This is a genomic window from Methylosinus sp. PW1 (assembly GCF_000745215.1).
GTDB lineage: Bacteria > Pseudomonadota > Alphaproteobacteria > Rhizobiales > Beijerinckiaceae > Methylosinus.
In genome coordinates, this window is the sequence record NZ_JQNK01000009.1 from 1,326,397 (window position 1) to 1,352,144 (window position 25,748).

A 25,748-nucleotide genomic window follows, 5' to 3' on the forward strand; every position below is an offset into this window, starting at 1 on the left:
GCGCGATGGCGCGTCTGTCATGACCGCTTCATTTCGGCTCGAATGGCGCAGGGCGGCGAAAGGCGCCCTGACGCTCGAGCATCCAGCCCGGATACTCCTTCGCCAGCGCGCTCACCGCGTCGAGCCGCTCCATATCCTGCGCATCGAGCTGCAGCTTCGCCGCGGCGAGATTTTGCTCGAGCTGATCGATGCGCCTCGCGCCGATGATGACGCTGGTGACGAAAGGCTTGGCGAGAACATAGGCGAGCGCCACTTCGGCGACGCTCGCGCCATGCTTCGCGCCGATCTCGCGCATCGCCGCGACGCAAGCCCAGGCGCGATCCTTGTCGACGGGTGGGAAATCGAAAGAGACGCGGCGTCCCTCGGCGCCCTCCGGCGCGCCCGGTCCATATTTGCCCGAGAGCAGGCCGCCGGCGAGCGGCGACCACACCATGAGGCCGAGCTTTTCTTCCTGGAGCAGCGGGACGATCTCGCGCTCGAGATCGCGGCCGGCGATGGAATAATAAGCCTGCACCGTCTCGTAGCGCGCAAAGCCGAGCCGCTCGGAAACGCCGAGCGCCTTGGCGATGCGCCACGCCTGCCAATTGGAGAGGCCGATGTAGCGCACCAGCCCGCGCGAGACGAGATCGTCCAGCGCGCGCAATGTCTCCTCTATCGGCGTCACCGCATCATTGCCGTGGATCTGATAGAGATCGATGTGATCGGTCTGCAGGCGCTCGAGGCTCGCCTCGACGCTGTCCATTATATGCCCGCGCGAGGCGCCGCGATCATTGGGACCGGCGCCGGTCTCGCCATAGAATTTCGTGGCGATGACGACGTCCTTGCGCTTCACGCCGAGATCGACGAGCGCCTGCCCCACCATCTTCTCCGAGCGGCCGAAGGAATAGACATCGGCCGTGTCGATGAAATTGACGCCCGCCGCAAAAGCGCGCTCGACGATACGCGTCGCCGCCTGCTGATCGACATCGGCGATCGCGCCCCAGATGCCGGCGCCGCCCGCCTCGCCGAACGTCATCGCGCCGAGGCAGATTTCCGAGACGAAAAGGCCTGTGCGGCCGAGCTGATTGTAACGCATCACGCCGCCTTCGCCTGCGCGCCATATTTGCCGTAGAAGCTCTCGCCCTTCTTCGCCATCTCGCGCAGCTCGGCGGGCGCGGCGAAGCGCTCGCCGTATTTCTGTGCGAGCTCGTCGCAAATGGCGACGAAGGCCGCCGTGCCGACGCCGTCGATGTATGACAAAGTGCCGCCGGTGAAGGGCGCGAAGCCGAAGCCGAGAATCGAGCCGACATCGGCCTCGCGCGGATCGGTGACGACCCCGTCGAACAAGACGCGCGCCGCCTCCACCGCCTGCACGACGAGGAAGCGCTGCTTCAGCTCCTCAACATCTATGGAGTCTGGATCGAGCTTCTCGTCGGCGAGCGCAGAGAGGCCCGGCCACAGGCTTTTCTTTCCGCTCGCCGGATAATCATAGAAACCCTTGCCGTTCTTGCGGCCGAGGCGCCCTTCCTGCTCCACCATGAAATGCAGCACGCGCTCCTGCGTCGGATCGACGGCGGCTGCGCCGAGATCCTTCTTGGTCGCGAGATGAATCTTCCAGGCGAGATCGAGCGCGATCTCGTCATTGAGCGAGAGCGGGCCGACCGGCATTCCGGCCATGCGCGCGGCGGTCTCGATCATCGCCGGCGGCACGCCTTCGGTGAGCATGATCTGCCCTTCGCGCACGAAATTCAGCACGCAGCGATTGGCGTAGAAGCCGCGTGAATCATTGACGACGATCGGCGTCTTCTTCAGCACGCGCACGAAATCGAGCGCCGTCGCCACGGCGCGATCATTGGTCTTCTTGCCGCGGATCACCTCGACGAGCAGCATTTTCTCGACCGGCGAGAAGAAATGAATGCCGACGAAATTCTCGGGGCGAAGCGATGTCTCGGCGAGCGAGGTGATGGGCAGAGTGGAGGTGTTGGAGGCGAAGATCACATCCGGCCCCACGACCGCTTGCGCTTTCTTCGTCACTTCCGCCTTTACGCCGCGCTCCTCGAACACGGCCTCGACGATGAGATCGGCGCCGGCGAGCTTCTCATAATCGGGCGTCGCCGTGATGCGCGAAAGCAGCGCTTCCTTGTCCGCCGCCGTGGCGCGGCCGCGCGAGACCTGGCCTGAGACGAGCTTGTCTATGACGGCCTTGCCCTTGTCGGCGCTCTCCTGATCGCGATCGATCAGCACCACCTCTATGCCGGCGAGCGCGCTGACATAAGCGACGCCCGCGCCCATGAAGCCGGCGCCGAGCACGCCGATCTTGGCGAATTTCGCCGGCGGAATTTCCTTCGGCCGATGCGCGCCCTTCTCCAGCTCGTTCTTGGAGAGGAACAGCGAGCGGATCATCGCCGCGGCCTGCTTGGAGCGCAGAATATGCGCGAACCAGCGCGCCTCGACGCGCAGGCCGAGATCGAAGGGCAATTGCAGCCCCTCGAACACGCTGTGCAATATCGCCTTGGCGGCGGGATAATTGTCGAAGGTCTCGCGGCGGTAGATGGCGTTGGCGGCCGGCCACACCATCATGCCGCCCGGCGAGAACACACGGCCCGACGGCGGCTTGAAGCCTTCGACGTCCCAGGGCGCCTTGCCCTTGCCGCCATCGACGATCCACGCGCGCGCCCGCTCGACGATCTCATTCTCCGGCGCGAGCTCGTGAACGAGTCCGGCGGCCTTGGCTTTGGACGCCTTCAATTGCTCGCCCTTGAACAGCAATTGCAGAGCGTCGCCCGTCTGCATCAGCCGCGCGACGCGCTGCGTGCCGCCGGCGCCGGGGAAGAGGCCGACCTTGATTTCCGGCAGGCCGACCTTGGTTTTGTCGGACTCGGAGAGCACGCGATAATGGCAGGCGAGCGCGAGCTCGAAAGCGCCGCCGAGACAGGCGCCGTGAATGGCGATGGCGAATGGCTTGCCATTGGTCTCGAGCTTGCGATAGAGCAGCGACAATCTGCGCGCGCCTTCGAAGAACTGCTTCAGCGCAGCCTCCTCGCCCTGCTCGCGCACGGCCTTGGCGTATTCCACCGCGCTCTTCTGCAGCATGGAGAGATCGGCGCCGCCGGAGAAGGCCGGCTTGCCCGATGCGATCACGCAGCCCTTGATCTCAGGATTGCTCGCCACCTCGTCGATGACTTTTTCCAATTCGTCCATCACCTCGAAGGTGATGACGTTCATCGAGCGGTCGGGGCTGTCCCAGGTGAGAAGAGCGACGCCGTCGGCGCCGGTCTCGAAACGGAAATTGACGAGGTTCATCGGGTCGCTCCCGCAGGCTTGAAATTCACACGCGCTCGATGATCGTCGCGGTTCCCATTCCCGCGCCGATGCAGAGCGTCACCAGCGCCGTGGACTTGCCGCTGCGCTCCAATTCGTCCAGCGCCGTGCCGACCAGCATCGCGCCCGTGGCGCCGAGCGGATGGCCGAGGGCGATGGCGCCGCCATTGACGTTCACTTTGGAATCGTCGAGGCCGAAAGCCTGCATGAAGCGCAGCACCACGGCGGCGAAAGCCTCGTTCACCTCTATGAGGTCGATGTCGGAAAGGCTCATGCCGGCCTTGGCGAGCAGCTTCTTCGTCACATCCACCGGGCCGGTGAGCATCAGCGCCGGCTCAGAGCCGATATTGGCGAAGGCGCGCACGCGGGCGCGGGGCTTCAGGCCATGGCGCTCGCCCGCCTCGCGCGAGCCGAGCAGCACCGCCGCGGCGCCGTCGACGATGCCGGAGGAATTGCCGGCGTGATGCACATGGGTCAATTTCTCGACATCGGGATGCGCCTGAATGGCGACCGCATCGAAGCCCGCCTGCTCGGCGAAGAAAGCGAATGACGGCTTCAGCGCGGCGAGCGACTGCATATCCGTCGAGGGGCGCATATGCTCGTCGCGATCGAGAATGGTGAGGCCGTTGACGTCCTTCACCGGCGCGATGGATTTCGAGAAGCGCTTCTCCTCCCAGGCGCGGGCGGCGCGCTGCTGCGACTGCACGGCGTAAGCGTCGACTTCATCGCGCGAAAATCCATATTTCGTCGCGATGAGATCGGCGGAGACGCCCTGCGGCATGAAGTAAGAGGGAATGGCGATGGTCGGATCGACCGGCCAGGCGCCGCCGGAGGCGCCGATGCCGACGCGGCTCATGCTCTCGACGCCGCCGCCGATGGTCAGCTCATGCTGACCGGACATGATCTGCGCCGCCGCGAAATTCACCGAGTCGAGACCGGACGCGCAAAAGCGATTGATCTGCACGCCGGGCACGCCATAGCCATAGCCGGCGGAGATCGCCGCGGCGCGGGCGATGTCGCCGCCCGCCTCGCCGACGGGATCGACGCAGCCGAGAATCACATCGTCGACCGGCGCGCCGTCGAGATTGTTCCTCTCCTTCAGCGCTGAAAGAGCGGTGACGGCGAGGCCGAGGCTCGACACCTCATGCAGCGAGCCATCGGGCTTGCCGCGACCGCGCGGCGTGCGCACGGCGTCGTAGATATAGGCTTCGGGCATGAAGCAGCTCCGTTGATGGGCGAGTGGCGAATAGGGAGTAGCGAATAGCTCGTCTCTCTCTATTCGCTACTCCCTATTCGCTATTCGCTTCGTCAAAACATCTCCGCCGGCAGGCTCATCAGCGTATCGACTCCCGCCGTGATGCGCGCCAGACGAAAGCTCGTCTCGGGCAGCATCTTCTCCATGAAGAATCTGCCTGTCGTCAGCTTGGCGTCGAGCCATGCGCCGTCGCCGGCGCTCTCCTTCTTCTTGTCGAGCGCGGCGCGGGCGATGCGCGCCCATGTGTAGCCGAGCGCCACGCGGCCGAAGAGATGCATGTAATCATAAGACGCGCCAGCGCCATTGTCGGGCTTGGCGAGCGCATTCTGCATCAGCCAGATCGTGGCCTTTTGCAAATCGCCGAGCGCGGCCTTCAGCGGCTCCACGAAGGGCTTCATCTCGTCGGAGCTCTCATGGGCGATGAAGTCGCTCACCTCGGCGAAATAGGCCATTGCGGCGCGGCCATTGTCCTTGGGCAATTTGCGGCCGACGAGATCGAGCGCCTGAATGCCATTGGCGCCCTCATAGATCATGGTGATGCGGGCGTCGCGCACGAATTGCTCGACGCCATTCTCGTCTATGTAGCCGTGCCCGCCCCATATCTGCTGCGCCTTGACCGCGCTCTCGAAGCCGAGATCGGTGAGCACGCCCTTCAGCACCGGCGTCAGCAGGCCGAGACGATCGTCCGCCGCCTGACGCGCCTTGGCGTCCTCTGATCGATGCGCGATATCGCTGTCCAGCGCGGTGGCGAGAGCGAGGCCGCGCGCCGCCTCGTTGAAGGCTTTCATCTCCATGAGGCCGCGCCGAATATCCGGATGCACGATGATGGGATCGGCGCCGCCGCCGGCGTTCTTCGCGCCGGTGAGCGCGCGTCCTTGCAGGCGCTCCTTGGCGTAGGCGGCCGCATTCTGATAGGCGACCTCCGATTGCGCGAGTCCCTGCACGGCGACGCCGAGCCGCGCCTCGTTCATCATCACGAACATCGCATTGAGGCCCCGATTGGGCTCGCCGACCAGAAAGCCCCTGGCGCCGTCATAATTCATCACGCATGTGGCGTTGCCGTGAATGCCCATCTTATGCTCGAGCGCGCCGCAGCGCACGGCGTTGCGGGCGCCGAGCGTCCCATCGGGATTCACCTCGTATTTCGGCACGATGAAAAGCGAAATGCCCTTCACCCCTGCCGGCGCGCCGTCGATGCGCGCGAGCACCAGATGAATGATGTTCTCGGCGAGATCGTGCTCGCCGGCGGAGATGAAAATCTTCTGCCCGGCAATGGAATAGGAGCCGTCCTCGCGCGGGCTCGCCTTGGTGGTGAGCAGGCCGAGATCGGTGCCGCATTGCGGCTCGGTGAGATTCATCGTGCCGGTCCAGCGGCCCGCGGCCATCGGCGGCGCGAAGAGGCGCTTCTGCTCCTCGCTGCCATGCCGCAGCAGCGCGGCGAGCGCGCCTTGCGTCAGGCCCGGATACATTGCGAAGGACATGTTGGCCGCCGAGGCGAATTCATTCATCACCACGGCCAATGTATAAGGCAGGCCTTGTCCGTCATATTCGGGCGGAACCGCCAGCCCCACCCAGCCGCCGGCGACGAACTCGCGATAGGCATCCTTGAAGCCCGCGGGAGTCGTGACGGCGCCTGCAGCGTCCAGCCGGCATCCTTCCGCATCGCCGCTGCGGTTCAAGGGCTGCAGCCGCTCCTCGCAGATTTTGCCCGCCTCGCCGATGATCTGCGGCAGAATGTCGGGCGCAGCGTCGGCGAATCCGGGCAGATTGCCATAGCGCTCGAAATGCAGGACGTCATTCAAGAGGAAGAGAGTGTCGTCCACCGGGGCCTTGTAGATCGGCATGAGAGCCCTCCCTGCGCGGATCGGTTAGGTGATATCTCGATATAGGCGTTTTCCCGGTGGTCGGCCGGCTCGTCGACGATCATGCGCCTGCCCCGGTTACGAAAACGCAACGTCGAACGCGCTTGGACGCGGAAAGACAAGTCGTTCATAATGCGTGCGAATCGGGGGTTCGTTGCGTGCGTCCTGCGCAGCAATAGGTAGAGAGCCGGCCCTTCCTGCGCAATAGGGGAGCCACACGGTCGGCTCCGCGCAAGCGTTAACCATTTATTTACCTTCTTCGAAGGAAAGTCCCCGGCGACGGCGTACCCCGCCCTCACAGCGTTCCGGCGCGATTCGCGCCTCTCGAGTCGTCGCTCGTCCAGTTTTCCCCAGGCCAACACGGGTCGAGCCCGCCGGATATCCGATGACAGAGGCATTTCCCTGGAGCTTCAAGGGTATAGATCACGAAACCCGCGATGTCGCGCGCGCCGCCGCACGACGATCGGGCAAGAGCCTTTCCGCTTGGCTCGATGACGTGATCCAAGAAAAAGCCAATTTCGACGAGCCGTCTTACGCGGTCGACGACGAGGAGCCGAACGCTCCGGCGCGCCGACGCGCGCTGCGCTCGCGTCTCTACGGACGCAATGATCGCGGCCGCATGCGCCGCGACGCCGCGCCGCGACGCGACCTGCGCGACGAGGAGCCGGAAGACGATTTCCGCTCGCTCGCGCCGCGCGGCCGCGCCGATGTCGACGCCAAGGCCATCGTCGACGACGCCGTCGCCCTCTTCGAGCGGCGCTCCGCCGAGAGCGAGCGCAAGACGGCCAACGCCCTCTCCGGCCTCGCCAAGCTGATCGACCGCAATCACACGAGCCGCGCCCGCCTCGGCGACGATATCGGCGCGGTGATGGACCGGCTCGGCCGCATAGAAGAGCGCATCGCCACCCGCCCGGATGAGGGCGTGCGGCCGATCCGCAATGCGCTGGCCCGGCTCGAGGCGCGCATCGACAGCCTCTCCAACGACGATCGCGCTTATGAGTTCGAGAATGCGCTCGGCGCGCTCGATCAGCGGCTCGCCGAAATTGCGGCGCGGCTGGACGAGGAAGCCGAGGAGCGACGACGCCAAGAGCGCGAGAAGCAAGAACGCGAGAAGCAGGAGCGCGACGGCCGGCAGGAGCGCGATCGTCGCGCCGCCGCGCGGCGTCCGCTCGCCGAGGCCGTCGCCGAGATCACCGAGCGCCAGCGCGCGCTCGAGGAGCAGGCGGGCGGCGCTTTCACCGCCAGAGCGGCGATCGAGTCGCGGCCGGCGATCTTCGACGGTCTCGCCGAATCGATCGAGTCGCTGTCGCGCCAGCTGATGTCGTCCCGCGCCGAGCAGAGCGTGCAGGGCGAGCAGCAAGCGGCCATCGTCGCCCAGATCGACCTTTTGCGCTGCGATCTCGAAGGCCTCTCCCGCGCCCTCGTCGATCTCGCGCCGCGCGCCTCCGTCGCCGCCGTCGAATCGGCGCTGCGCGAGCTGGCCGAGCGCGTCGAGGCGCAGCGCCTCTATGGCGTCGAGGAGATGGTGCTGGCGCCGGTCGAGCGGCTCACCGCCGATCTCGCCTCCATATTGCGCGATCTCGATCCGAGCCGCATCGTCGCCGTCCTCTATGAGGAAGTGCGCGCGCTGAACGACAAGCTCGCCGAGCATCACGCCGCCGGCGGCGCCGATCGCGCCGCCATAGACGCGATCACGCGCGAGACGCGCGAGATTCACGAGCTGCTGAAGGCGGTTTCGCGCCGCCCTCTGCCGATCGAGAAGCTCGAGGCCGGCATCGCCGCGCTGACCACGCAGGTCGACGAGCTGAGCGCTGTCGGCGCCAATGTCGCCACGGCCAAGGATGTGAGCGAGCTCGTGCAGAGCATTCGCTCCATCGTCTCGACCGAGATCGGCGGCTCTTTCGCCGCACTCGAGCGCCGACTCGAATATTTCGCAGCCAAGCTCGACAACATCTCGACGAAATCGGGCGGCGGCAAGCGCTTCGACGAGATCAACGAGCGCATCGAGCAGGTCCATAAATCGCTCGCCGCGCGCATAGAGCGCAGCGGCTCGGGCGTCGACGCGAGCAAGGTCGAGCAGCTCTTCGCCTCCTTCGCCAAGAAGATCGACGCGGCGGCCGAAGCCAAGATCGTCCATCCTGTGGATGAACTCGGCCGCAAGATCGAGAAGCTCGAGCAGCGGCTCCACCAGCCCGCCGCTCCCGCGCAGCAATCCGCCGATGCGGAGCAATTGCGCGAGATCGCCAAGAATATGGACGAGCTGCGTGCGGAGGTGAAACGCAAGCGCGGCGGCTCCGGCGTCGACCCCAATCAGTTCGAGCGGCTGTTCGCCTCGCTGGCCGAGAAGATCGACGCGGCGACAGAGGCCAGAATCGTTCATCCGGGCTTCGACGAGCTCGGCCGCAAGATCGAGAAGCTGGAGCAGCGGCTCCAGCCCGTCGCCGCCAGCGCGCAGAAATCCGCCGGCTCCGAGCAATTGCGCGAGCTGGCCGAGCGCATCGACCATGTCCACGCAGAGCTCGCCGCGCGCATCGATTCGACCGCGCGCCGGCGCGGCGACGACGCCAATCTGCAATTGGCGGAGCTGGTCGGACAGCTGGCGCAGAAGATGGATGCGGCGCTCGATCCGGAGGCCGATCGCAGCGCCTTCGGCGCGCTCGAGCAGCAGATCGGCCGGCTCGCGGAACGGCTCGACCGCTCCGACATGAACGCCGATTCCTTCGCCGCCATAGAGCGCGCGCTCGGCGCGCTCTCCACCAAGGTCGAGGAGACGCGCAGCTCCACCATGCGCGTCGCCGAGATCGCCGCGCGCGAGGCGGCGCAGGATGCGCTGCGCGATGCGACGCTTCACGGCGGCCTGCAGGACGCGCTGGAGAAGGAGCTGGTCGAGCTGCGTCATTTCCAGGACGAGGCCGGCCATCGCACCAATCAGACGCTCGCCGCCGTCCATGAGACGCTGCAGCGCGTCGTCGAGCGTCTCTCCATGTTCGAGGACGAGCTGACCGATCTGCGCAAGGCCAAGCCGGGCGCAGCCGCGGAGCCGCAGCGCGCCAAGGACGGGACCGAGCCGCGCCGCGCCGCGCGCGTGAAATCCGCGGCGCCGGTCGGCGATGTGGAGGATATTCTGCTGGAGCCGGGCGACCGCCGCCCGCGCCGCGAGCCGATGGTGTCCCGCGACGACGATCGCTCCGGCTCCGTGCAGCAGGATTTCATCGCGGCCGCGCGCCGCGCCGCCCAGCAGGCCGCTGTCGACGCCCAGGCCGCAGCGGCGCAAGGCAAGGCCGCGCAGGGCAAGGCGGCCAAAAAGATCGCCGCCGAGCAGAAGCAGGAGCCCGAGCGCGTCGTCGCTGCGGGCGGCGGCGTCGGCGCGGCGCTGCAATCCCGCCGCCGGCCGCTGCTGCTCGGCGTCGGCGTGCTGGTGCTGCTCTACGGCGCCTATCAGATCGCGCGCGTCACGCTCGACAATCCGGCTCCGCAGGCCTCCGCCATTCAGGCGGAGCCGAGCGAGGCGACCGCCTCCACCGAGCCTGCCGCCAAGGACGCGGCCGCCGAGCCCAAGGATGCGGCCGCCAAGGACGCCGCCTCCAAGGACGCCGCAACCGTTGAGCCGAGCACTCCTGCTCCCGCCACGGTTTCGGCCGCCGAGCCCGCCAAGGCGCCGGCCGCCGCGCCGAGGCCGATCGGGCTTCCGGCGCTCGCGCCCGGCGGCTCCGGCGTCGGCTCCTTCGCTCCCGGTCCGCAGGCTCCGGCGCCCGGACGTTTCGGCGCGCAGACGGTCGATCCCATGCCGGTCGGCGCGATCGGAACGCCGGCGGCCAATGCGCCCGCCGCGCCGCGACAGGACGTTTTCAGCGTCATCAAGGAGATCGCCGCAGCCGGCGACGCCAGCGCCCAATATGAGCTCGGCCTGCGCTACTCCGAGGGGCGCGGCGGCGCCCCGCGCGATCCGAAAATCGCGTTCCAATGGTTCGAGAAGGCGGCCGAAAAGGGCCTCGCCCCGGCGCAATACCGGCTCGGCTCCATCTATGAGAAGGGCATGGGCGTCGAGCGCGACTACGCCAAAGCGCTCACCTGGTACAAGCGCGCCGCCGACGCCGGCAACGCCCGCGCCATGCACAACCTCGCCGTGCTGCACGCCGGCGGCGGCGACGGCAAGCCGGATTACGACCAGGCGGCGCTATGGTTCCGCAAGGCGGCCGAATATGGCGTGCGCGACAGCCAGTTCAATCTGGCCATTCTCTACGCCCGTGGGCTCGGCGTTCCGCAGAATCTGACGCAGTCCTATCTGTGGTTCTCGGCCGCCGCCACTCAGGGCGACGAGGACGCCGGCAAAAAACGCGACGAGGTCCGCGCCCGTCTCGACAGCAAGGACATGGCGGCCGCCAAGGCGCTCGTCGACGGCTTCCGTCCCAAGCAGCCGGACAACGCCGCCAATGACGTGCCGCCGCCTCCCGGCGGCTGGGAGAACGCCAAGGCGCCCGCCAAGCCGGAGGGAAAGCCCGCCGCCGGCAAGCCGAAAGTCTCCGCGCTTTGAAAAAGGCGCTTTAGAACCGAGACATAGAGAGAAACTTAGATCGTAATGGCCGCGTCCGCGCTGGACGCGGCCATTATCGTTTCGTGGCATTCCCCTCGTCTGCAACTAATGGTGAAAGCGCGGCTGTGTCACCCCCGGCGACAGAGGGACAAAATTCGACTCCCCGCGCCAGCCGCGGGGAGTTTTGCCTCTCGACGCTCCTTCCGCCATTGCCGACCCTGCCGCTATGGCGAAGTTTCGGCCCGGCCTGTGGCGGCTCGCGCGCGCCCTCTTCACCAGGGGGATGGCGGCGCTGCTGCTGATTCAGATCGTCGCCCACGCCTTTTCCGAGACTCGTCCCACGCCGATTGAGCCGGCGCTCGCCGCGGCGAGCCGTCTCTGCGGCGCCGCGCCCGACGGCGGCCATGCGCCGACCGCGCCGGACCGGCCCGGCCATTGCCTCTACTGCCCGCTCTCCTGCGCCCATGGCGACGCCGGGCTCCCGACGCTGGCGGCGGCGACGCTCCTCCTGCTCCTCCCGCGCGACGCCGCGACGACGGGCCGTGCGGTGGAGATCGACGCGCGGCCGGTGGCCGGAGCGACCGGCTTCCGGCAATTTTCGCGCGCGCCGCCGGCGCTCGTCTGAGCGTCAGCAGGCGGCCAGAGCTCTCCCGGCCCGCAGCCGCCCACCTTCGACACGATTCCAAGCTCTCGCATCGACGCGCTCGCAACGCCGAACCGGCATGCGATTCCAGCCGCGCCGCTCCGCCGCCGAAAGGCGATCATGCCCATTCAGAAATCCGAACGTCTTCGCGAGCTGTTTCGCCGCAACAAGCGCGCGCTGCTCGACTATTTCCAGCGCCGCGCGGGACCGGACCACGCCTCGACCTGCTGCAGGAGACTTTCGTGCGCGCGATTCGCCGCGACGAGTTCGAGAATGTCGCCGATCCGCCGGCATTTCTGAAGCAGATCGCCATCAATCTCTCGCGCGATTTCGCCCGCCGCCGCGACAGCGAGGCCAAATATTTCGTTCCCGGCGACGCGCCCGAGGAGGTCATAGAGCCCGCCGTCGCGCCGGACGCGCTCTATGAGACCGAGGAGCTCTCCCGTCGGCTGCGCCATCCGGCCAGCGTCGAGGATGTGGATTATCAGAGTTCACGCGGACTCGACCGGGCTCTGTTCCTGAAGGCCTCCGCCACGGCCAACACGGCGAGCAGGGACAAGAGCAAGATCTCGTCGAGCGGATACATCACCTTGCCGGGCTGCCGTCCGTCCGGCATATCGTTGAAATATTGCAGGAACACCGTCGTCTCGGCCAAAGCCGCGCAATCCGACCCGTTCTCGTCCATCGACCTGACCTCCTGCCCGAATCACAGGAGGTCGACTGATTCAGCACGAGAGCGATCTGTCGCCTACTTCTTCAGGCGATCGCCCTGGATTGCCGGCTCAGGCCCGTCGCGGACCGACCCTGATCGAGAAGACCTTCGCAATCGCCGTCGAATCGACGCCGCCATTATCGCGTGATTCGCAAATCGGTGGTCGTCGCGCGTCCCCGCCTTCCGCACACTAATCGAGATCGGAAGGTTTCTCTGCCACATCCTACTCCAGGCGATCACGCGCGCCGCTCATCGGCGGCTGTCGAGGGATGACATCGCCTGCAAAAGCGCGCTCGCATCTCGATCGAGACGACGACGCATCGGTCGCGGACAGCGACATTCCCTTCTTTCCGGAGGGTTTTATAGATGATTATCGACGCGGCTAATTTGACTGTCACATAATTTAGAGATTTTCGAGATTCAGCGCTTGTTAAAAACATATCATCCTAGTAGGAATATGCATCCGGCCAATCGAGGGCTCGATCCCCTCGCCGGCCGATGGTCCGAGGCGTCTGTCGGGGCCACATCGCCGAAACGAATTGCCGTTGGGGGTGACGAAATGAAAAAGCCACTGAAGCATGTGTTGTTGGCGCTGATGCTCGGCGCGTCCACGGCGACGATCGCCGTCGCGGCGGATGTCGCGCCTGCGACGCGTTCGAGCGGCGCGTCGCGTCCGCATTGGGCCTATCAGCCCGTGCAGCGTCCGGCGATCCCGGAGGTGGAGCGCAAAGCATGGGTGCGCTCGCCGATCGACGCTTTCATTCTCGCGAAGATCGAAGCGGCGAAGCTCTCTCCGTCGCAGGACGCCGACCGCGCCGCGTTCATTCGTCGCGCGACGCTGGACGTCTTGGGCCTCATTCCCGAGCCGGAGGAAGTCGCAGCCTTTGTGAACGACGCCTCGCCGGACGCCTATGAGAAGCTCATCGATCGGCTGCTGGCCTCGCCCCGCTATGGCGAGCGGCAGGCGCGCCGCTGGCTCGACCTCGCGCGCTATGCGGACAGCGCGGGCTTTCAAGGCGATGTGACGCGGCCCAATTTCTTCCGTTATCGCGATTACGTCGTCCAGTCCTTCAATGAGGACAAGCCCTATTCGCGCTTCATTCAGGAGCAGATCGCGGCGGACGAGATCGCGCCCGGCGATCAGAAGGCGCTGGTCGCCACTGGCTTCCTGGCGAGCTACACCGACAACCCCAATGCCCGCGACCTCATCGGCCGCAAATATCAGATCACGACCGACATCACCGACACGATCGGAACGGCGATCCTCGGCACGACGGTCGGCTGTGCGCGCTGCCACAATCACAAGTCCGACAAGATCACGCAGAAAGATTATTTCTCGCTGCAGGCCTTTTTCGCCAACACCGCCTTCGACGAGAAAATCCCCGCCGCCAAGGGCGAGCAGGAGATCGCCTATGAGAAGGCGCTCGCCAAATACGAGACCGCGGCCAAGGATATTCTCGACAGGCAGAAGCAGATCATCGAGTCTGTCCGAGAAAAGGCCTCGACCTATTATAAGGAGCGCTATAATCCCGACGCGCGCGCATCGATCTTCAAGCCGAAGAGCGAGTGGAACGCGCTCGACCGCTGGGTCAATTATCGAGCTGATGTCGTCACCGACCAGACGGCTTTGGCCGGCTATCTGCGCGAGACGGCGCAAGACAAGCAAATTCCGGAACACAGCCCGGAGGCCGTGGCGAGATGGGAAGAATATAGGAAGCTGACCGAGGACTTGAAGAAGTTCGAGAAGCTCAAGCCGACGCGCGGCGCGAACACATTCACCGCGGCGACCGAGCTCGGGCATTCCGACGCGCCGCCCACATACATCTACTTCGGCGGCAATCACGAGCGTCCTCTCGACGAAGTGCAGCCGGCCTTCCCGGAGGCTTTCGCCAATGGCGAGACCCCCGCGATCACGCCGACGGCCACTTCCTCCGGCCGCCGCACGGCGCTGGCCAATTGGCTCACCAGCCCGAGCAATCCCCTGACCGCGCGCGTCTTCGTGAATCGCGTGTGGAACGAATATTTCGGCAAGGGCATCGTCGGCACGGTCAGCGATTTCGGCAAGGCCGGCGACAAGCCGACCAATCCCGAGCTGCTGGACTATCTCGCCAATAGCTTCGTCGATGGCGGCTGGAGCGTCAAGAAGCTGCACCGCGCGATTCTCTTGTCGAGCGCCTATCGGCAATCTTCCGCGCATCGCGACGATGTCGCGGCGGCCGATCCGGAGAACAAGCTGCTCGCCGTCTTCCCGCGCAAGCGACTCGACGCGGAACAGATTCGCGACTCCTTCCTGCAGGCGTCCGGCCGTCTCGAGGGCGCGATCGGGGGTCCGGCGGTGTATCCGCCGCTGCCGGCCAATCTCAACGTCGGCCCGGCTTGGGAGGCGTCCAACGATCCGCACGAGATCAACCGGCGCAGCCTCTATATTTTCGCGCGGCGGAGCGTTCCCTATCCGCTGCTCGAGACCTTCGACCTCAACAATCCGCAGCAGGCGCACAGCAAGCGCGACGTCACCACGACGCCGCTGCAAGCGCTGACGCTCGTCAATAATGATCTCGTCTTCCAATGGTCGCAGGCGCTCGCCGGCCGCGTCATTCGCGAGGCGGGAGCCGACGAGGGCGCGCGCTTGGAACGGCTCTATCAGATCCTGTTCTCGCGCAGCCCGGACGCATACGAGAAAACGCTGCTCCAGGCCTTTCTCGACGAGCATGAGAAGCTCATCGGATCCAAGCCTTCCGACGGCAAGTTCTCGATCGCCGTGCCGACCGGAAAAGACGTGAGCATCACCAATCCGATCCGCGCCTCCGCCTTCGTCGACCTCGTGCATACGGTCGCGAATTCCAATGAGTTCATCTACCGCTTCTGACAATCGCATCGATCATCTGGAAGAAAGGAACGTCATCATGAGCAAGACGCGTCGAGAATGGCTGTTCAACGCCGGGTATGGCCTCGGCGGTGTGGCGCTGAACGGCTTCATGCCGGGCGGCGGCGTATTCTCGGTTCCGCTCGCCCAGGCGGCGGCCACCTTCGTCGATCCGCTGACGAAGAAGGATCCGCATTTCGCGCCCAAGGTGAAATCGGTCATCTGGCTGCATATGGACGGCGCGCCGAGCACGCTCGATCTCTATGATTATAAGCCCGAGCTGGTGCGCCTCGCCGGCCAGGAGGTTCCCGAGTCCTTCCTGAAAGGGCTCCAGGTCACCACCTCCGGCGGCGCCGGCAAGCTGTTCGCCTCCAAGCGCACATGGAAGCAATATGGCCAGAGCGGCGCGTGGTTCTCGGACCTGCTGCCCAATCTCGCGCAGCACGCCGACAAGATCACCTTCGTCAAGTCGAGCGTCACGGTCGGCGCGACGCATGACATTTCGATCCTGAAGCTCAACACCGGCGACGTCACGCCCGGTCGGCCGTCGCTCGGCGCCTGGGTTACTTATGCGCTCGGCTCCGCCAATCCGGACCTGCCGCCCTATGTCGTGCTCTACAGCGGCAAACGCGAGCCGCGCGGCGGCTCGGTGAACTGGAGTTCCGGCTTCCTGCCGGCGGTCTATCAGGGCACGGCCTTCCGTCCCGGCGCGTCGCCGATCCTCAATCTCGACAAGCCGGAGCTGATCGCCGCGGCTCAGCAGCGCGACAATCTCGATCTGTTGCAGAAGCTCAATGAGCACAAGTCCGGCGAGCAGCCGTCCGACACCGAGCTGCAGGCCCGCACGCGCTCCTATGAGCTCGCCTATCGCATGGAGACGTCGGCGCCGGAAGCGGTCGACCTCTCCAAGGAGACGGCGGCCACCAAGGCGCTCTATGGTCTCGACAATGACGCCACCAAGGACTACGGCACCACGCTGCTGCGCGCCCGTCGTCTGGTCGAGCGCGGCGTGCGTTTCATTCAGGTCGTCTCCGGGCCGGTCGACGCCATCGCCGACGACAATAAGAACTGGGACGCGCATCGCAAGCTCGAGGAGAACCATGGAGCGAACACGCGGGCGATCGACAAGCCAATCGCCGGGCTTCTCGCCGATCTCGCGGCGCGCGGACTTTTGGACGAGACGCTCGTCGTGTGGACGTCGGAGTTCGGCCGCACTTCCTACGGTCAGAGCGGCGACGGCCGTGATCATAATCCCTGGGGCTACACGCAATGGCTCGCTGGCGGCGGCTTGAAGCACGGCCTGACCTATGGCGCGACCGATGAGATCGGTCTCAAGACGGTCGAGAACCCGGTCGACACCTATGATCTGCATGCGACCGTGCTGCAGCTGCTCGGCCTCGATCATCTGAAGACGGTGTATCTGCGCGCCGGGCGCGCCGAACGTCCGACGGTCGTCTATGGCAAGGTGGTCGGCGATCTCCTCGCTTGACGATCGTCCTTCGACGGTAAATTGCGCCCGCCCCAGAACCTGGGGCGGGCGTCTTTGTTTCCCGCGTCAATAGCGCGCGTCAGTGCGGCGCGAGTCGTGAGATACGGAACGTCAGGAAGTCTGTAGCGGCTCCCCGTTCCATCGCTCAGGCGTCGACATTTTTCGCTTTCATGAGAATTTGAAGCACATCAATGTTCGTTCGGTGAATCATCGAGGCAAGCGCCCACGATTCCTTCGGATCCTTCGGCCGAGGTCGCGCAATATCTTCTTGCCTCCGGCCCCGACCCGCAGCGGCACGACTTCCCTGCCCTGTCCTGAAACACATGACAGGCGCGAAGCTGCTGCGCTCGCGAGCGCAGCGACCCTTTCGGACAGTGAATGAGGACGAAGGCTGCGGTCATCGCCAGACGACGGGAGGCTCCTCGGGACCACGTCGAGCGCAATTGCGGTCCGCGGCGCGCTCGGGAGGCGTGCTCGGCGATGTTGTATTCCCGCCCTTCCCGCGTGGTCGCAGGGTTGGGGCCGAAGATCGCCGAGATTTGCTGCTGCCGATCTCGCGCCGCCTGCCAAAGCGCATCGTCCACGACCCTGAGATGCGGCACTTCGGTCCTGATCCACTGGCTTTCCGGATTCGGCCGCGAGACGCGCTTGCCGGTCGCCGGGTCTTTGACGAAACGCTGCCGGTTCCACACCAGCACGCCGGCATAGCGTTCATTATTGAGGATGCCGGAGCCGCGCGAAACGTGGCCTCGAATGCTCGTGTCGCCCCAGGCCCGGTCCAACGGGGCCGGGAATGCCGCAGAGGCCGCCGCCCGCCTTGCCCTTTTCCACACGGCCGCGCAGACCACGATGGGTCTTCATCGCGAGGTCTTTCAGGAACAGGGCGTTCATCGTGCTCTTCAGGCTGACGTGAAGCTCGCTGATCTCACCCTCCGCGAGAGTGATAATAGAAGCGCCGACGAAACGCAGATGCTCGAACAGCGTGGCGATATCCGCCTGATCGCGGGAAATCCGGTCCAGCGCCTCGCCCAGCACGACGTCGAACTGGCCGCGCTGCGCATCCAGCAACAGCGATTGGATGCCGGGCCGCAGGATCACGCTCGAACCCGAGATGGCGGCGTCGTGATAGGCGCCCGCGATCTTCCATCGTTCGCGCCCCGCATGTTCCCGGCAAAGGCGGAACTGGTCCTCGATCGAGCTTTCGCTCTGGTTGTCCGACGAATAGCGGGCATAGAGCGCGACGCGGGTCATGGGCGGTCTCCGTTCCTTCTATTCCTCGTCCTCGGCGCTCTGTGCGTCCTCGGGCCTGTTGTCGTTCGCGGCGGTGAGCGCCGCGAACTGATCTCGTGCTATCTGTCGTCCGATCAGCCGCGCGATGGTCAGCGCCACCTGATTCAACTGCCGCCGCGTTTCCCCGTCCGGTTCCTCCCGTTTGCCATCAGGACCGGGATTGTCGTTGGCCGGTATGAGGTCGTCCGGCTCGGATTCCGTGTCATCCGCCATGCCGTCGCTCGCTTTCTTTCCGAAATCAAACGGGCATGAAGCAGCGACAAGTTCAGGATGAGAAGATAGAAAATCCGTTGGTCGTTCTGTAGCGCAAAAATACCTGCGAACGGCGGTTCTGGCGTAGGTGTCCAAAACACTCTACACGCATCACACGGCTCGCAAAGCCTTCTGGACTGCCTTGGGCGCGCGCTCGATCACCAGAAGATAGGCTCTGGTCGGTCCTTCCGGCTGTCGCGAGCCTTGTTCCCAATGACGCAGCGTGTTGACGCTGAACCCGAACCGGCCCGCGAACTCTTCCTGCGTCATGTCCAGGCGTGTGCGGATCGCCTTTACGTCGATCTTCTCCGGCACATGGACGCGATAGGCGCTCTCATCCACCCCGCCCTCGGCATAGGTCACCGCTTCCTCGAGCCCGCGTCGGATGCTGTCGGCAACCTTGCTCATGGCGTTCTCCTCTTGAATGCCTCGACCAGCAGCGTCGTAAGCTGCCGGAAGTCATTGCGGTCCTGCTGGCTCAAATCGGCCCGCTCATTCTTGGCGAAGGCCGTCAGCGCGAAGAGCGGCATGCCAACGTCGTGGTGGAAATAGATCACCCGCGCCCCGCTTCCAATCCCCAGCGCAGCTTCCGCACGCCGCCCGTTCCGGGGATCAGATCGCCGGCCGTCGGATTATAGGCGAGATAATCCACCAGAAGCGCCCGTTCCTCGTCGCTCATGAGCTTGCGGATCGCCGACAGGAATTCCGGCGTTTCGACACCGCTGATCGGAGCGGTTCGAGCCATGAAGGATGCTACTCCAATGAGTCAGTCAAAGCAACCGGAAAATATGATCCAATGAGTCAGACGTGCGCCGCCGAATGTTGGGGGCGGGTCAGTTTGAATTCGGCTATGCGCCAGGTGCGGACGTTGGTCCGAAGGCTAGACGCCTCTTACTTAGCATTTGATTGGTGCCCCGGAGCGCGAGCTTTTCGCGATAGTTCCAGCTTGACCGGGCTCCACTGCGCGTGCGAGCCTGCGGTCATTGTAGCCCAGCAGGAGGAGGACGGAAGATGCAAGCGCCCATTGAACTCCGTCCTCGCGATCCGCGGCTTTCCCGGTCTTACTAGCTAATCGAAGCCGGGGGGCACGCGGTCTCAATCCCTTTTCGGCCCGACGCCACATCCCGCAGTCCCAAGAGGCGGACTCCGGCGGCGCGGGGTCGCTTGAGCTGGAGAACTGCGTTGAACATTTCAAACGATCTGCGTGCGCGCCTGGTGAAGCCGGCGTTCCCGCGCTCTGCGAACTATGACGCCGCATGGCAATTCGAATCCTGGATGGGCCCAAACGTGCTTTGGCTCGCCGAGTGGATGAGCCAGGCGGTTCCCTTGCGGCCAGGCATGCGCGTTCTAGACATCGGCTGCGGCAAGGCAGTGAGTTCGATCTTTCTGGCGAAGGAATTCGGCGTCGCGGTCTGGGCTGCGGATCTATGGATCAAGCCTTCCGAGAACTGGCCGCGAATCGAGGCGGCCGGGGTCGCGGACCGGGTCTTTCCGATCCACGCCGAGGCGCATGCGCTGCCCTTCGCGCACGACTATTTCGACGTCATCGTAAGTTTCGACGCCTACCATTACTTCGGCGCGGCCGATCTCTACCTCGGTTATGTCGCGAAGTTCCTGCGTCCAGGCGGCCGCCTCTGCTTCGTCTCGCCTGGCGTAAAGGAAGAGCAGCCCGACGGACCGCCTGAGGTCCTGCGCCCCTATTGGGAGTGGGAGTTTTGCACCTTTCACAGCCCGGCGTGGTGGCGGCGACACTGGGAGAAGACCGGGCTCGTCGAAGTGGAACTGGCCGACCTGCTCCCCGACGGCTGGCGACACTGGCTCGAATGGAACGAGGTCTGCGCCGAAGTTGGCGCTGGCTTCGACCTGACGAAGGAGAGCGAAATGCTTCGGCTCGATGCGGGGCGGACGCTTGGGTTCACGAGGGTCGTCGCCACCAGACGCCCCTCACGAAAATAGATTCGGCGCATTATTCCCTCTCCCCGTCAGAGGCACGGCTGTCCGGGGAAACTCAGGCATAGATCATCTCGATCTGGCAGTCGGACTTCCACCGGCTCGGCACGCGATATTTGGGCGGCGGCTCGTCGATCGATGCGACGGGCCGGCGCGCGAACAGGAAGCGGCCAGCCAGCTCGGCGAAGCGCAGCGGCGGCAGAGTGACGCCGTGGCTGTGCGCGGCGATGCGCAGCAGCAGGAAGGCGATCATCGCCGCCAGCAGCTGAAGCTTGATGGCGTTCTCGTTCTTGCCCAAGAACTTGCGGATCGAGAGATGCTGCTTCAGCCAGCGGAACAGCAGCTCGATCGCCCAGCGCGCCTTGTAGAGCGCGGCGATCTCCACCGCATCGCGGGTCATGTCGTTGGTGATCACCTCGATGATCGGCGATTTCGTCCGGCTCGCCGCGTCGCGCTCGATGCGGATGCGGCGCAGGCGCATCCGCAGCTTGGAATCGCCCTTGCTGGCCAGCGCGACCTCGCTGTCCGCGAGCACGGTGAAGCCGTCGCCGCGGGTCTTATCGAGCGGCCGTTCGGCGACGACCTTCAAGCGCGTGTTGGTCTTTGGCCGCGTGACGAAGAGCGCCCCGGCGTCGTGAATGCCCTTCCACCATTTGAAATCATAATAGCCCTTGTCGAAGACATAGGTGGCGCCCGCCTCGATCGGCGTCTTCTTGCCGATGGTGACATCATTGACATTGGCGAGCGTCACCTCGACGCGATAGGGACGGTCGGCCCCGCGATCATAGGCGACATGCATTTTGAGCCCGTGGATGCGGCCGTTGGAGCGGGCGAACGCATGGAACTTGCTCAAAGGGATGGGGGTCGAGTCGATGAGGCGGAGCATCTCGGCTCCCTCGCGCCGCGTCTTGCGGTCGAGCGTCGCGGCGAGCAGAGCGAAGAGATCGGCGAAGACGGCGACGGGCCGGCGGGCGCTGGCTTCGGCGAGCGTCGAGCGCGCGAAACGCCCGACGCCCAGGTGATAATGCCCATTGGCCTCGGCGTTGAAGGCGGCGACGAGGGCGCGCAGGCTGACGACCGCGCCCAGCTGCGCGAAGATCAGCGCCACCAGATGGCTCCAGCTCCTGAAGGATTTGTCGTAGGCGTCGCCGCCGTGACGATCCACGATCTTCTGGAAGCTGCGACGATCGATCGGTTTGAGAAGCTCGACGAAGACGCTATTCTCGAGGCGCATGTCCGGCTCTTTCTTTCTGAGTCTCGACAACCAGAAAGTACCCCGAAACTCTCGGGAAAGCCGGGCATGCGCCCGCGACCTATCGACTCATTCCCCGGACAGCCGTGCGTCAGAGGGGAGAGGGTTACGGATTACAGAGTATACAAGCCTGCGCATTCTTCGATTTCCAACAATAGAATCGCGCCAATGATACTCGCGAGGCCCGAGCGATTCATCGGTACGAAGCAACCCCACCCCCGCGAATGGCAGCGATGGGTCACAGTTACTCCTTCGCCGTCGGGAAGGGGGAACTCGCGCCAGAAGCGGACACCTCCGTGATCGGAAGTTGTTCGATTTTTAGGCTTTAGCTTTATAGACCGCAGTCAGTCTATATATGCGCGTGTAATACCGGAGATTCCACGATGCGCTTATATTTGTCTTCGTTCGATCTCGGAAATTGCCCAGAAGAGTTGGTCGCGCTCGCCCGGGGCGCAAAGGAGGCGGTAGTTGTCGTCAATGCCCTGGACAATCTCCCCGAGGCGAGAATGAAGTGGTTGAATGCTCAGACGGAAAAACTGCGTGACCTGGGCTTCACAGCAAGGGAACTCGACTTGCGTGATTTCTTCGGAAAGCCTTCGGAGCTAGAGGAATCTCTGAGAGGCATCGATGTGGTTTGGATCAATGGAGGCAACGCTTTCATTCTTCGTCGAGCGATGAAGCAAAGCGGGTTCGACAAGCAAATCAGAGCGGCGCTGGGGCGCGACGAGATTGTGTATGCAGGTTTCAGTGCTGCTGCCGTTATCGTCGGGGACAGCTTAGCCGGGCTCGATATCGTAGATCGTGCGACAGCGGTCCCGGCGGGCTATGACCCTGAGGTCGTTTGGGAGGGGCTCGGCTTATTGCCCTACGTGATCGCTGTTCATTTCCGTTCGGATCACGCGGAGTCGAGCGATGTCGATAGAGAGATCGCATTTTTCCAAGAGAATCGCATTCCGTATCGGCCGTTGCGAGACGGTGAAGTTCTCATCATCGATGGTGAGGAAGAACGATTGCTCGGACTTTAGGCGGCGCATATACGGAACGGCTTCGCATGAGCAGCGCTGTGAATGACCGCTTCGGGTCACGAGCAGAAATTCAAACTGACCCATCACCCGAATGTTGTCAGCATAGGAACGCATCATTCGCAATTTCGAACCGCGTAAGTAGTCGCTCGAAAATTGGTGACTGAGGCAATCCGCTTCAAAACTCGGGAAACGAGTCGAGACGCCCGATCCGGATCAAGTCGAGCAGCGCCGAGCGGCCCTGCGGCCAGGGAAATTCGGGGCAGTTCTCGCACCATTCACCCTCGCGGAGCACAGCGTGGAGCTTGGCGGCCACGCCTTCGACGGAAGACGCCGGCGTGGCCGCCAATGCATCGGCGAGTTCTTTCGCGGCTCGCTCCTCCTCTTTTTTTCTTCGGAGTAGCCGACAGCCAAATCGGCGGCCGCCCAGCGGGCGCGCTCATCCTCTTCCTGAGCGGCGCGGTCCGCCTCGGCGCAATCAGTATTGTCGATTGAGCAGGACTCGCGAATCAACTGCATCAATTGAGTTTCCAAGCTTTGCTGCTTCTGGCAGAGCACGTCGGCGGCGTCCTGGGCAGCCCTCCATTGTGTCCACATGGACATTGCCGCGTCGGCCGCTTCTATACGGGACGTGTCGAGGGGCGCGACGCCTCCGAAAGACGCCGGCGCGGCGGCGCTGACGCTCGCAACCAACAGGGTCCTTCGGGTGAAGGAATACGCACTCGTGGTAATCTCGGGTTCATCAGCCATGATCCGAGCTCCTCATTATAATAAGCTCGTCGATGCGCGATTGCGGATGGTCGTCGGCGATCGCCTCGAGCGTCGCCTTCATCCAGGCATAGGGATCGACGCTGTTCAACTTGCAGGCCATAGCGGCGGCCGCGGCGCTTTCGCCGGAAGGGCGCATCGAGCGCGTCGATTTTCCCGACGGCGAGCGAGGCGCGTTCACCGTCTATCAGGACGATGTGCCGGGCGTCGGCTGGTTCATCCACTCCCGCTCGCTGATCGTGGATCGCTTCTCGGCCGCTGTGACGGCGATCGAGGACAATGCGCATGGAACCGCCGGCGACGCCTTTTTGCGCTGGCAATGGCCACTGCATTCCGGTCAGGCCTTCGGAATGACAGGACGGCTGCTGGTGCTGGCGAGCGGGCTCCTTTGTCCGCTGCTTTTCGTCACCGTAGTGATCCGCTGGCGGCAGAAGAAGCGCGCCCGCCGCGCCTGAGCGGAGCAGAACGAATTTCGGCGCCTTCGTCCGCTTCTGCTATAAGCCCCTCGCCTGCGCCATTCGCGCCGTAGCGAGGAGCCCTCATGTCGGAAGAAACCAAGCTCGCTCTGCTCGAGCGCATCGCCACAGCGCTCGAGCGGCTCGCCCCGCCGCCGCCGCGCGCGGTGGATTTTTCCAGCGCCGAGGCCTTCGTCTGGCGCGCCGCGCGCAGCGAATTCTCGCCCGTCGCGGAGATCAATCGCGTCGATCTCTCGCTGCTCGAGGGCGTCGAGCGGCAGCGCGATCAGCTCATCGACAACACGCGCCGCTTCGCGCGCGGGCTGCCGGCCAACAACGCGCTGCTATGGGGCGCGCGCGGCATGGGCAAATCCTCGCTCGTCAAAGCCGTGCATGCGACGATCGCGCGCGAGAAGGAATGCGCGCGGCCGCTGAAGCTCATCGAGATTCATCGCGAGGACATAGAGAGCCTGCCCATGCTGCTCTCCACCTTGCGCGAAAAGCCGTTCGGCTTTCTGCTGTTTTGCGACGATCTCTCCTTCGACGCGGCGGAGACGAGCTATAAATCCTTGAAGTCCGCGCTCGAGGGCGGCGTCGAGGGACGGCCGCGCAATGCGCTCTTCTACGCCACCTCCAACCGCCGCCATCTGCTGCCGCGCGACATGATGGAGAATGAGCGCTCCTCCGCCATCAATCCCGGCGAGGCGGTGGAGGAGAAGGTCTCGCTCTCGGACCGCTTCGGCCTCTGGCTCGGCTTCCACAATTGCAGCCAGGCGGAATATCTCGCCATGGTTTTCGGCTATGCGCGCCATCACGGGCTCGACGCGCCGCAGGAGACGATCGAGCGCGAGGCGCTCGAATGGTCGATCACGCGCGGCGCGCGCTCCGGCCGCGTGGCCTGGCAATATGTGCAGGACCTCGCCGGACGGCTGGGCAAGCGGCTCGACGGCTGATCTAACCTGTTCCGCGCAATGGCAGCACGATGAAGAAGGTCGCGCCGACGCCGGGCTCCGCTTCGACGCTGAGGCGCCAGCCATGGCGATCGGCGATCGCCTTGCAGATGGCGAGGCCGACGCCCGAGCCCGGATAATCGACCTTGCTGTGCAATTGCTTCAGCGGCTCGAATATCTTCTGCGCATATTGCGCCTCGAAGCCTATGCCGTCATCGGCGATGGCGAGGCGGAGCGAGCTCTCGTCGCAAAAGCCCTTTATGTCGACCGACGCCGGCCGGCCGGGCTTTCTGTATTTGATGGCGTTGGCGAGAATATTCTGCACCAGCCGCTGAAATTGCGTGACGTCGGCCGTGATGGAGACTTCAGGCAGATCGATCTCCACTCGCGCCTCGGTCTCGGCGATCGTCGGCGACAAGGCCGCCAGCGAAAGCGCGATGGCGTCGCGCAGATCGAACGAGGCGAGCTCCAGCTCGTCGTTCACGATGCGCGAGAAGGACAGCAGATCCTGCACCAGCGCGCGCGCGCGCAGCGCGGAAAAACGCATCACCTCATTGGCGCGGGCGATCTCGCCGGTGTCGCCGCGCCGGATCGCCTCCTCCATCAGATCGCCGAAGACGGCGATCTTGCGCAGCGGCTCCTGAAGATCCTGCGAGGCGACGAAGGCGAAACGCGCGAGCCGCTCATTGACGCGTTCCAGCTCCTGCGCGCGGGCGATGAGAGCTGTCTCCTCGGCGCTCGCATCACGAAGATCGACGAGCGTCGCGAGAAGGATCGTCTCGCCGTCGCGCGTGATCGCGGAGAAATGCGCATCGACCAAAAAACGCGTCCCGTCGCGGCGAACGCCCTGCAAGCCATGGCCCGAGCCGCCGGCGACAGTCGAAGCCTCCGGCAGCAGACGGGAAAGGGGCTGACCGACGATCGTCTCCTCGGCGGCGACGCCGAACATGCGGCGCGCCCAGGCGTTGGCGCCGATGACATTACCGAACTTGTCGACGAGCAGAAACCCCGCGACTGTCTCATCGAACACAAGTCGACGCCAGTCGTCGGCCGTCGCGGCCTCCGACATTCTCCCTCCTATCGTCATATCCGGCTGCATTGCGGTTTTCCGCTTGCATTGCCGAGCTCTCGTCTCGCCGGATACAGTCTCC

At 64.7% G+C, this 25,748-nt stretch carries 23 protein-coding genes; 9 read left to right on the forward strand and 14 right to left on the reverse strand.

Translation table 11 applies throughout. From position 1 onward, the window contains the following. Window positions 1-28 precede the first annotated feature (28 nt). From K369_RS15970 to K369_RS15985, 4 genes are all read right to left on the reverse strand, one after another. Window positions 29-1,075: an aldo/keto reductase gene (locus K369_RS15970; protein ID WP_036292413.1), complete on the reverse strand. Its 1,047-nt coding sequence runs from the start codon at window positions 1,073-1,075 to the stop codon at window positions 29-31. Next, a complete protein-coding gene (locus K369_RS15975; protein ID WP_036292414.1) occupies window positions 1,075-3,282 on the reverse strand; it encodes a 3-hydroxyacyl-CoA dehydrogenase NAD-binding domain-containing protein in 2,208 nt (735 codons plus the stop codon). Before K369_RS15975 ends, K369_RS15970 begins: the two co-directional genes overlap by 1 nt. A 25-nt stretch (window positions 3,283-3,307) precedes the next feature. Further along, on the reverse strand, window positions 3,308-4,516 hold the full coding sequence (locus K369_RS15980; RefSeq protein ID WP_036292415.1) for an acetyl-CoA C-acetyltransferase: 1,209 nt from the start codon (window positions 4,514-4,516) through the stop codon (window positions 3,308-3,310). Between the two features lie 92 nt (window positions 4,517-4,608). Continuing rightward, entirely contained in the window at window positions 4,609-6,399 is a 1,791-nt protein-coding gene (locus K369_RS15985; RefSeq protein WP_036292417.1) for an acyl-CoA dehydrogenase C-terminal domain-containing protein, read from the reverse strand. Between the two features lie 403 nt (window positions 6,400-6,802). Here K369_RS15985 and K369_RS15990 point away from each other — a divergent pair, with 403 nt between their 5' ends. From K369_RS15990 to K369_RS16010, 5 genes are all read left to right on the forward strand, one after another. Beyond that, the gene (locus tag K369_RS15990; RefSeq protein ID WP_036292418.1) at window positions 6,803-10,951 is read left to right on the forward strand and encodes an SEL1-like repeat protein; all 4,149 of its coding nucleotides are present in this window, start codon (window positions 6,803-6,805) and stop codon (window positions 10,949-10,951) included. Between the two features lie 226 nt (window positions 10,952-11,177). Then, window positions 11,178-11,576 carry a hypothetical protein gene (locus K369_RS15995; protein ID WP_036292419.1) on the forward strand — a complete coding sequence of 133 codons (399 nt, stop codon included), beginning with the start codon at window positions 11,178-11,180 and terminating at the stop codon, window positions 11,574-11,576. A gap of 260 nt (window positions 11,577-11,836) precedes the next feature. Then, window positions 11,837-12,454, forward strand: a complete 618-nt coding sequence (locus K369_RS27230) for an RNA polymerase sigma factor (protein WP_051949335.1) — start codon at window positions 11,837-11,839, stop codon at window positions 12,452-12,454. Between the two features lie 411 nt (window positions 12,455-12,865). Continuing rightward, on the forward strand, window positions 12,866-15,172 hold the full coding sequence (locus tag K369_RS16005) for a DUF1549 and DUF1553 domain-containing protein (protein WP_036292420.1): 2,307 nt from the start codon (window positions 12,866-12,868) through the stop codon (window positions 15,170-15,172). Window positions 15,173-15,209: 37 nt separating this feature from the next. Further along, complete coding sequence (locus K369_RS16010) at window positions 15,210-16,658, forward strand: DUF1501 domain-containing protein (protein WP_198033138.1); 1,449 nt, start codon at window positions 15,210-15,212, stop codon at window positions 16,656-16,658. A gap of 188 nt (window positions 16,659-16,846) precedes the next feature. Here the strand turns inward: K369_RS16010 and K369_RS28285 are convergent, their stop codons facing one another. From K369_RS28285 to K369_RS16030, 6 genes are all read right to left on the reverse strand, one after another. After that, window positions 16,847-17,491, reverse strand: a complete 645-nt coding sequence (locus K369_RS28285) for a recombinase family protein (RefSeq protein ID WP_371033326.1) — start codon at window positions 17,489-17,491, stop codon at window positions 16,847-16,849. After that, the gene (locus tag K369_RS25660) at window positions 17,373-17,909 is read right to left on the reverse strand and encodes a recombinase family protein (protein ID WP_371033318.1); all 537 of its coding nucleotides are present in this window, start codon (window positions 17,907-17,909) and stop codon (window positions 17,373-17,375) included. The genes K369_RS28285 and K369_RS25660 overlap by 119 nt, the downstream gene beginning before the upstream one ends. A gap of 18 nt (window positions 17,910-17,927) precedes the next feature. Continuing rightward, on the reverse strand, window positions 17,928-18,161 hold the full coding sequence (locus K369_RS16020; protein WP_036295473.1) for a hypothetical protein: 234 nt from the start codon (window positions 18,159-18,161) through the stop codon (window positions 17,928-17,930). Window positions 18,162-18,311: 150 nt separating this feature from the next. Next, complete coding sequence (locus K369_RS16025) at window positions 18,312-18,608, reverse strand: DNA-binding transcriptional regulator (RefSeq protein WP_036292421.1); 297 nt, start codon at window positions 18,606-18,608, stop codon at window positions 18,312-18,314. Continuing rightward, window positions 18,605-18,757 (reverse strand): hypothetical protein, encoded by a 153-nt coding sequence (locus K369_RS27235; RefSeq protein WP_198033139.1) that lies wholly within the window; start codon window positions 18,755-18,757, stop codon window positions 18,605-18,607. The genes K369_RS16025 and K369_RS27235 overlap by 4 nt, the downstream gene beginning before the upstream one ends. Next, window positions 18,754-18,945 (reverse strand): hypothetical protein, encoded by a 192-nt coding sequence (locus K369_RS16030; RefSeq protein ID WP_051949336.1) that lies wholly within the window; start codon window positions 18,943-18,945, stop codon window positions 18,754-18,756. Before K369_RS16030 ends, K369_RS27235 begins: the two co-directional genes overlap by 4 nt. A gap of 437 nt (window positions 18,946-19,382) precedes the next feature. On the opposite strand from K369_RS16030, the gene K369_RS16035 reads away from it, so the two are divergent. Beyond that, window positions 19,383-20,156 carry a cyclopropane-fatty-acyl-phospholipid synthase family protein gene (locus tag K369_RS16035; RefSeq protein WP_051949337.1) on the forward strand — a complete coding sequence of 258 codons (774 nt, stop codon included), beginning with the start codon at window positions 19,383-19,385 and terminating at the stop codon, window positions 20,154-20,156. Window positions 20,157-20,208: 52 nt separating this feature from the next. Here the strand turns inward: K369_RS16035 and K369_RS16040 are convergent, their stop codons facing one another. Beyond that, a complete protein-coding gene (locus K369_RS16040; protein WP_036289774.1) occupies window positions 20,209-21,384 on the reverse strand; it encodes an IS4 family transposase in 1,176 nt (391 codons plus the stop codon). Between the two features lie 401 nt (window positions 21,385-21,785). On the opposite strand from K369_RS16040, the gene K369_RS16045 reads away from it, so the two are divergent. Next, entirely contained in the window at window positions 21,786-22,427 is a 642-nt protein-coding gene (locus K369_RS16045) for a Type 1 glutamine amidotransferase-like domain-containing protein (RefSeq protein ID WP_036292423.1), read from the forward strand. Between the two features lie 213 nt (window positions 22,428-22,640). Here the strand turns inward: K369_RS16045 and K369_RS16050 are convergent, their stop codons facing one another. Both K369_RS16050 and K369_RS25665 read right to left on the reverse strand, forming a co-directional pair. Then, window positions 22,641-23,174 (reverse strand): hypothetical protein, encoded by a 534-nt coding sequence (locus tag K369_RS16050; RefSeq protein WP_036292424.1) that lies wholly within the window; start codon window positions 23,172-23,174, stop codon window positions 22,641-22,643. Next, window positions 23,167-23,283 carry a transposase domain-containing protein gene (locus K369_RS25665; RefSeq protein ID WP_245278220.1) on the reverse strand — a complete coding sequence of 39 codons (117 nt, stop codon included), beginning with the start codon at window positions 23,281-23,283 and terminating at the stop codon, window positions 23,167-23,169. The genes K369_RS16050 and K369_RS25665 overlap by 8 nt, the downstream gene beginning before the upstream one ends. Before the next feature lies 1 nt (window position 23,284). Between K369_RS25665 and K369_RS16055 the strand changes: the two genes are divergently transcribed. Next, complete coding sequence (locus K369_RS16055) at window positions 23,285-23,647, forward strand: PepSY-associated TM helix domain-containing protein (RefSeq protein ID WP_036292425.1); 363 nt, start codon at window positions 23,285-23,287, stop codon at window positions 23,645-23,647. A gap of 86 nt (window positions 23,648-23,733) precedes the next feature. Further along, entirely contained in the window at window positions 23,734-24,600 is an 867-nt protein-coding gene (locus K369_RS16060) for an ATP-binding protein (protein ID WP_036292427.1), read from the forward strand. Between the two features lies 1 nt (window position 24,601). On the opposite strand, the gene K369_RS16065 is transcribed toward K369_RS16060, so the two are convergent. Further along, window positions 24,602-25,666: an ATP-binding protein gene (locus K369_RS16065; RefSeq protein ID WP_036292428.1), complete on the reverse strand. Its 1,065-nt coding sequence runs from the start codon at window positions 25,664-25,666 to the stop codon at window positions 24,602-24,604. Window positions 25,667-25,748 lie beyond the last annotated feature (82 nt).

Bases quoted from the DNA above. Each gene is read 5' to 3' on its own strand.
- K369_RS16040 (WP_036289774.1), bottom strand. From the start codon at position 21,384: ATGCGCCTCGAGAATAGCGTCTTCGTCGAGCTTCTCAAACCGATCGAT.
- K369_RS16065 (WP_036292428.1), bottom strand. From the start codon at position 25,666: ATGTCGGAGGCCGCGACGGCCGACGACTGGCGTCGACTTGTGTTCGAT.
- K369_RS16045 (WP_036292423.1), top strand. From the start codon at position 21,786: ATGCGCTTATATTTGTCTTCGTTCGATCTCGGAAATTGCCCAGAAGAG.
- K369_RS15970 (WP_036292413.1), bottom strand. From the start codon at position 1,075: ATGCGTTACAATCAGCTCGGCCGCACAGGCCTTTTCGTCTCGGAAATC.
- K369_RS16005 (WP_036292420.1), top strand. From the start codon at position 12,866: ATGAAAAAGCCACTGAAGCATGTGTTGTTGGCGCTGATGCTCGGCGCG.
- K369_RS16020 (WP_036295473.1), bottom strand. From the start codon at position 18,161: ATGGCGGATGACACGGAATCCGAGCCGGACGACCTCATACCGGCCAAC.
- K369_RS16030 (WP_051949336.1), bottom strand. From the start codon at position 18,945: ATGGCTCGAACCGCTCCGATCAGCGGTGTCGAAACGCCGGAATTCCTG.
- K369_RS16050 (WP_036292424.1), bottom strand. From the start codon at position 23,174: ATGGCTGATGAACCCGAGATTACCACGAGTGCGTATTCCTTCACCCGA.
- K369_RS15985 (WP_036292417.1), bottom strand. From the start codon at position 6,399: ATGCCGATCTACAAGGCCCCGGTGGACGACACTCTCTTCCTCTTGAAT.
- K369_RS15990 (WP_036292418.1), top strand. From the start codon at position 6,803: ATGACAGAGGCATTTCCCTGGAGCTTCAAGGGTATAGATCACGAAACC.
- K369_RS16010 (WP_198033138.1), top strand. From the start codon at position 15,210: ATGAGCAAGACGCGTCGAGAATGGCTGTTCAACGCCGGGTATGGCCTC.
- K369_RS16025 (WP_036292421.1), bottom strand. From the start codon at position 18,608: ATGAGCAAGGTTGCCGACAGCATCCGACGCGGGCTCGAGGAAGCGGTG.
- K369_RS16060 (WP_036292427.1), top strand. From the start codon at position 23,734: ATGTCGGAAGAAACCAAGCTCGCTCTGCTCGAGCGCATCGCCACAGCG.
- K369_RS15995 (WP_036292419.1), top strand. From the start codon at position 11,178: ATGGCGAAGTTTCGGCCCGGCCTGTGGCGGCTCGCGCGCGCCCTCTTC.
- K369_RS15975 (WP_036292414.1), bottom strand. From the start codon at position 3,282: ATGAACCTCGTCAATTTCCGTTTCGAGACCGGCGCCGACGGCGTCGCT.
- K369_RS15980 (WP_036292415.1), bottom strand. From the start codon at position 4,516: ATGCCCGAAGCCTATATCTACGACGCCGTGCGCACGCCGCGCGGTCGC.
- K369_RS25660 (WP_371033318.1), bottom strand. From the start codon at position 17,909: ATGACCCGCGTCGCGCTCTATGCCCGCTATTCGTCGGACAACCAGAGC.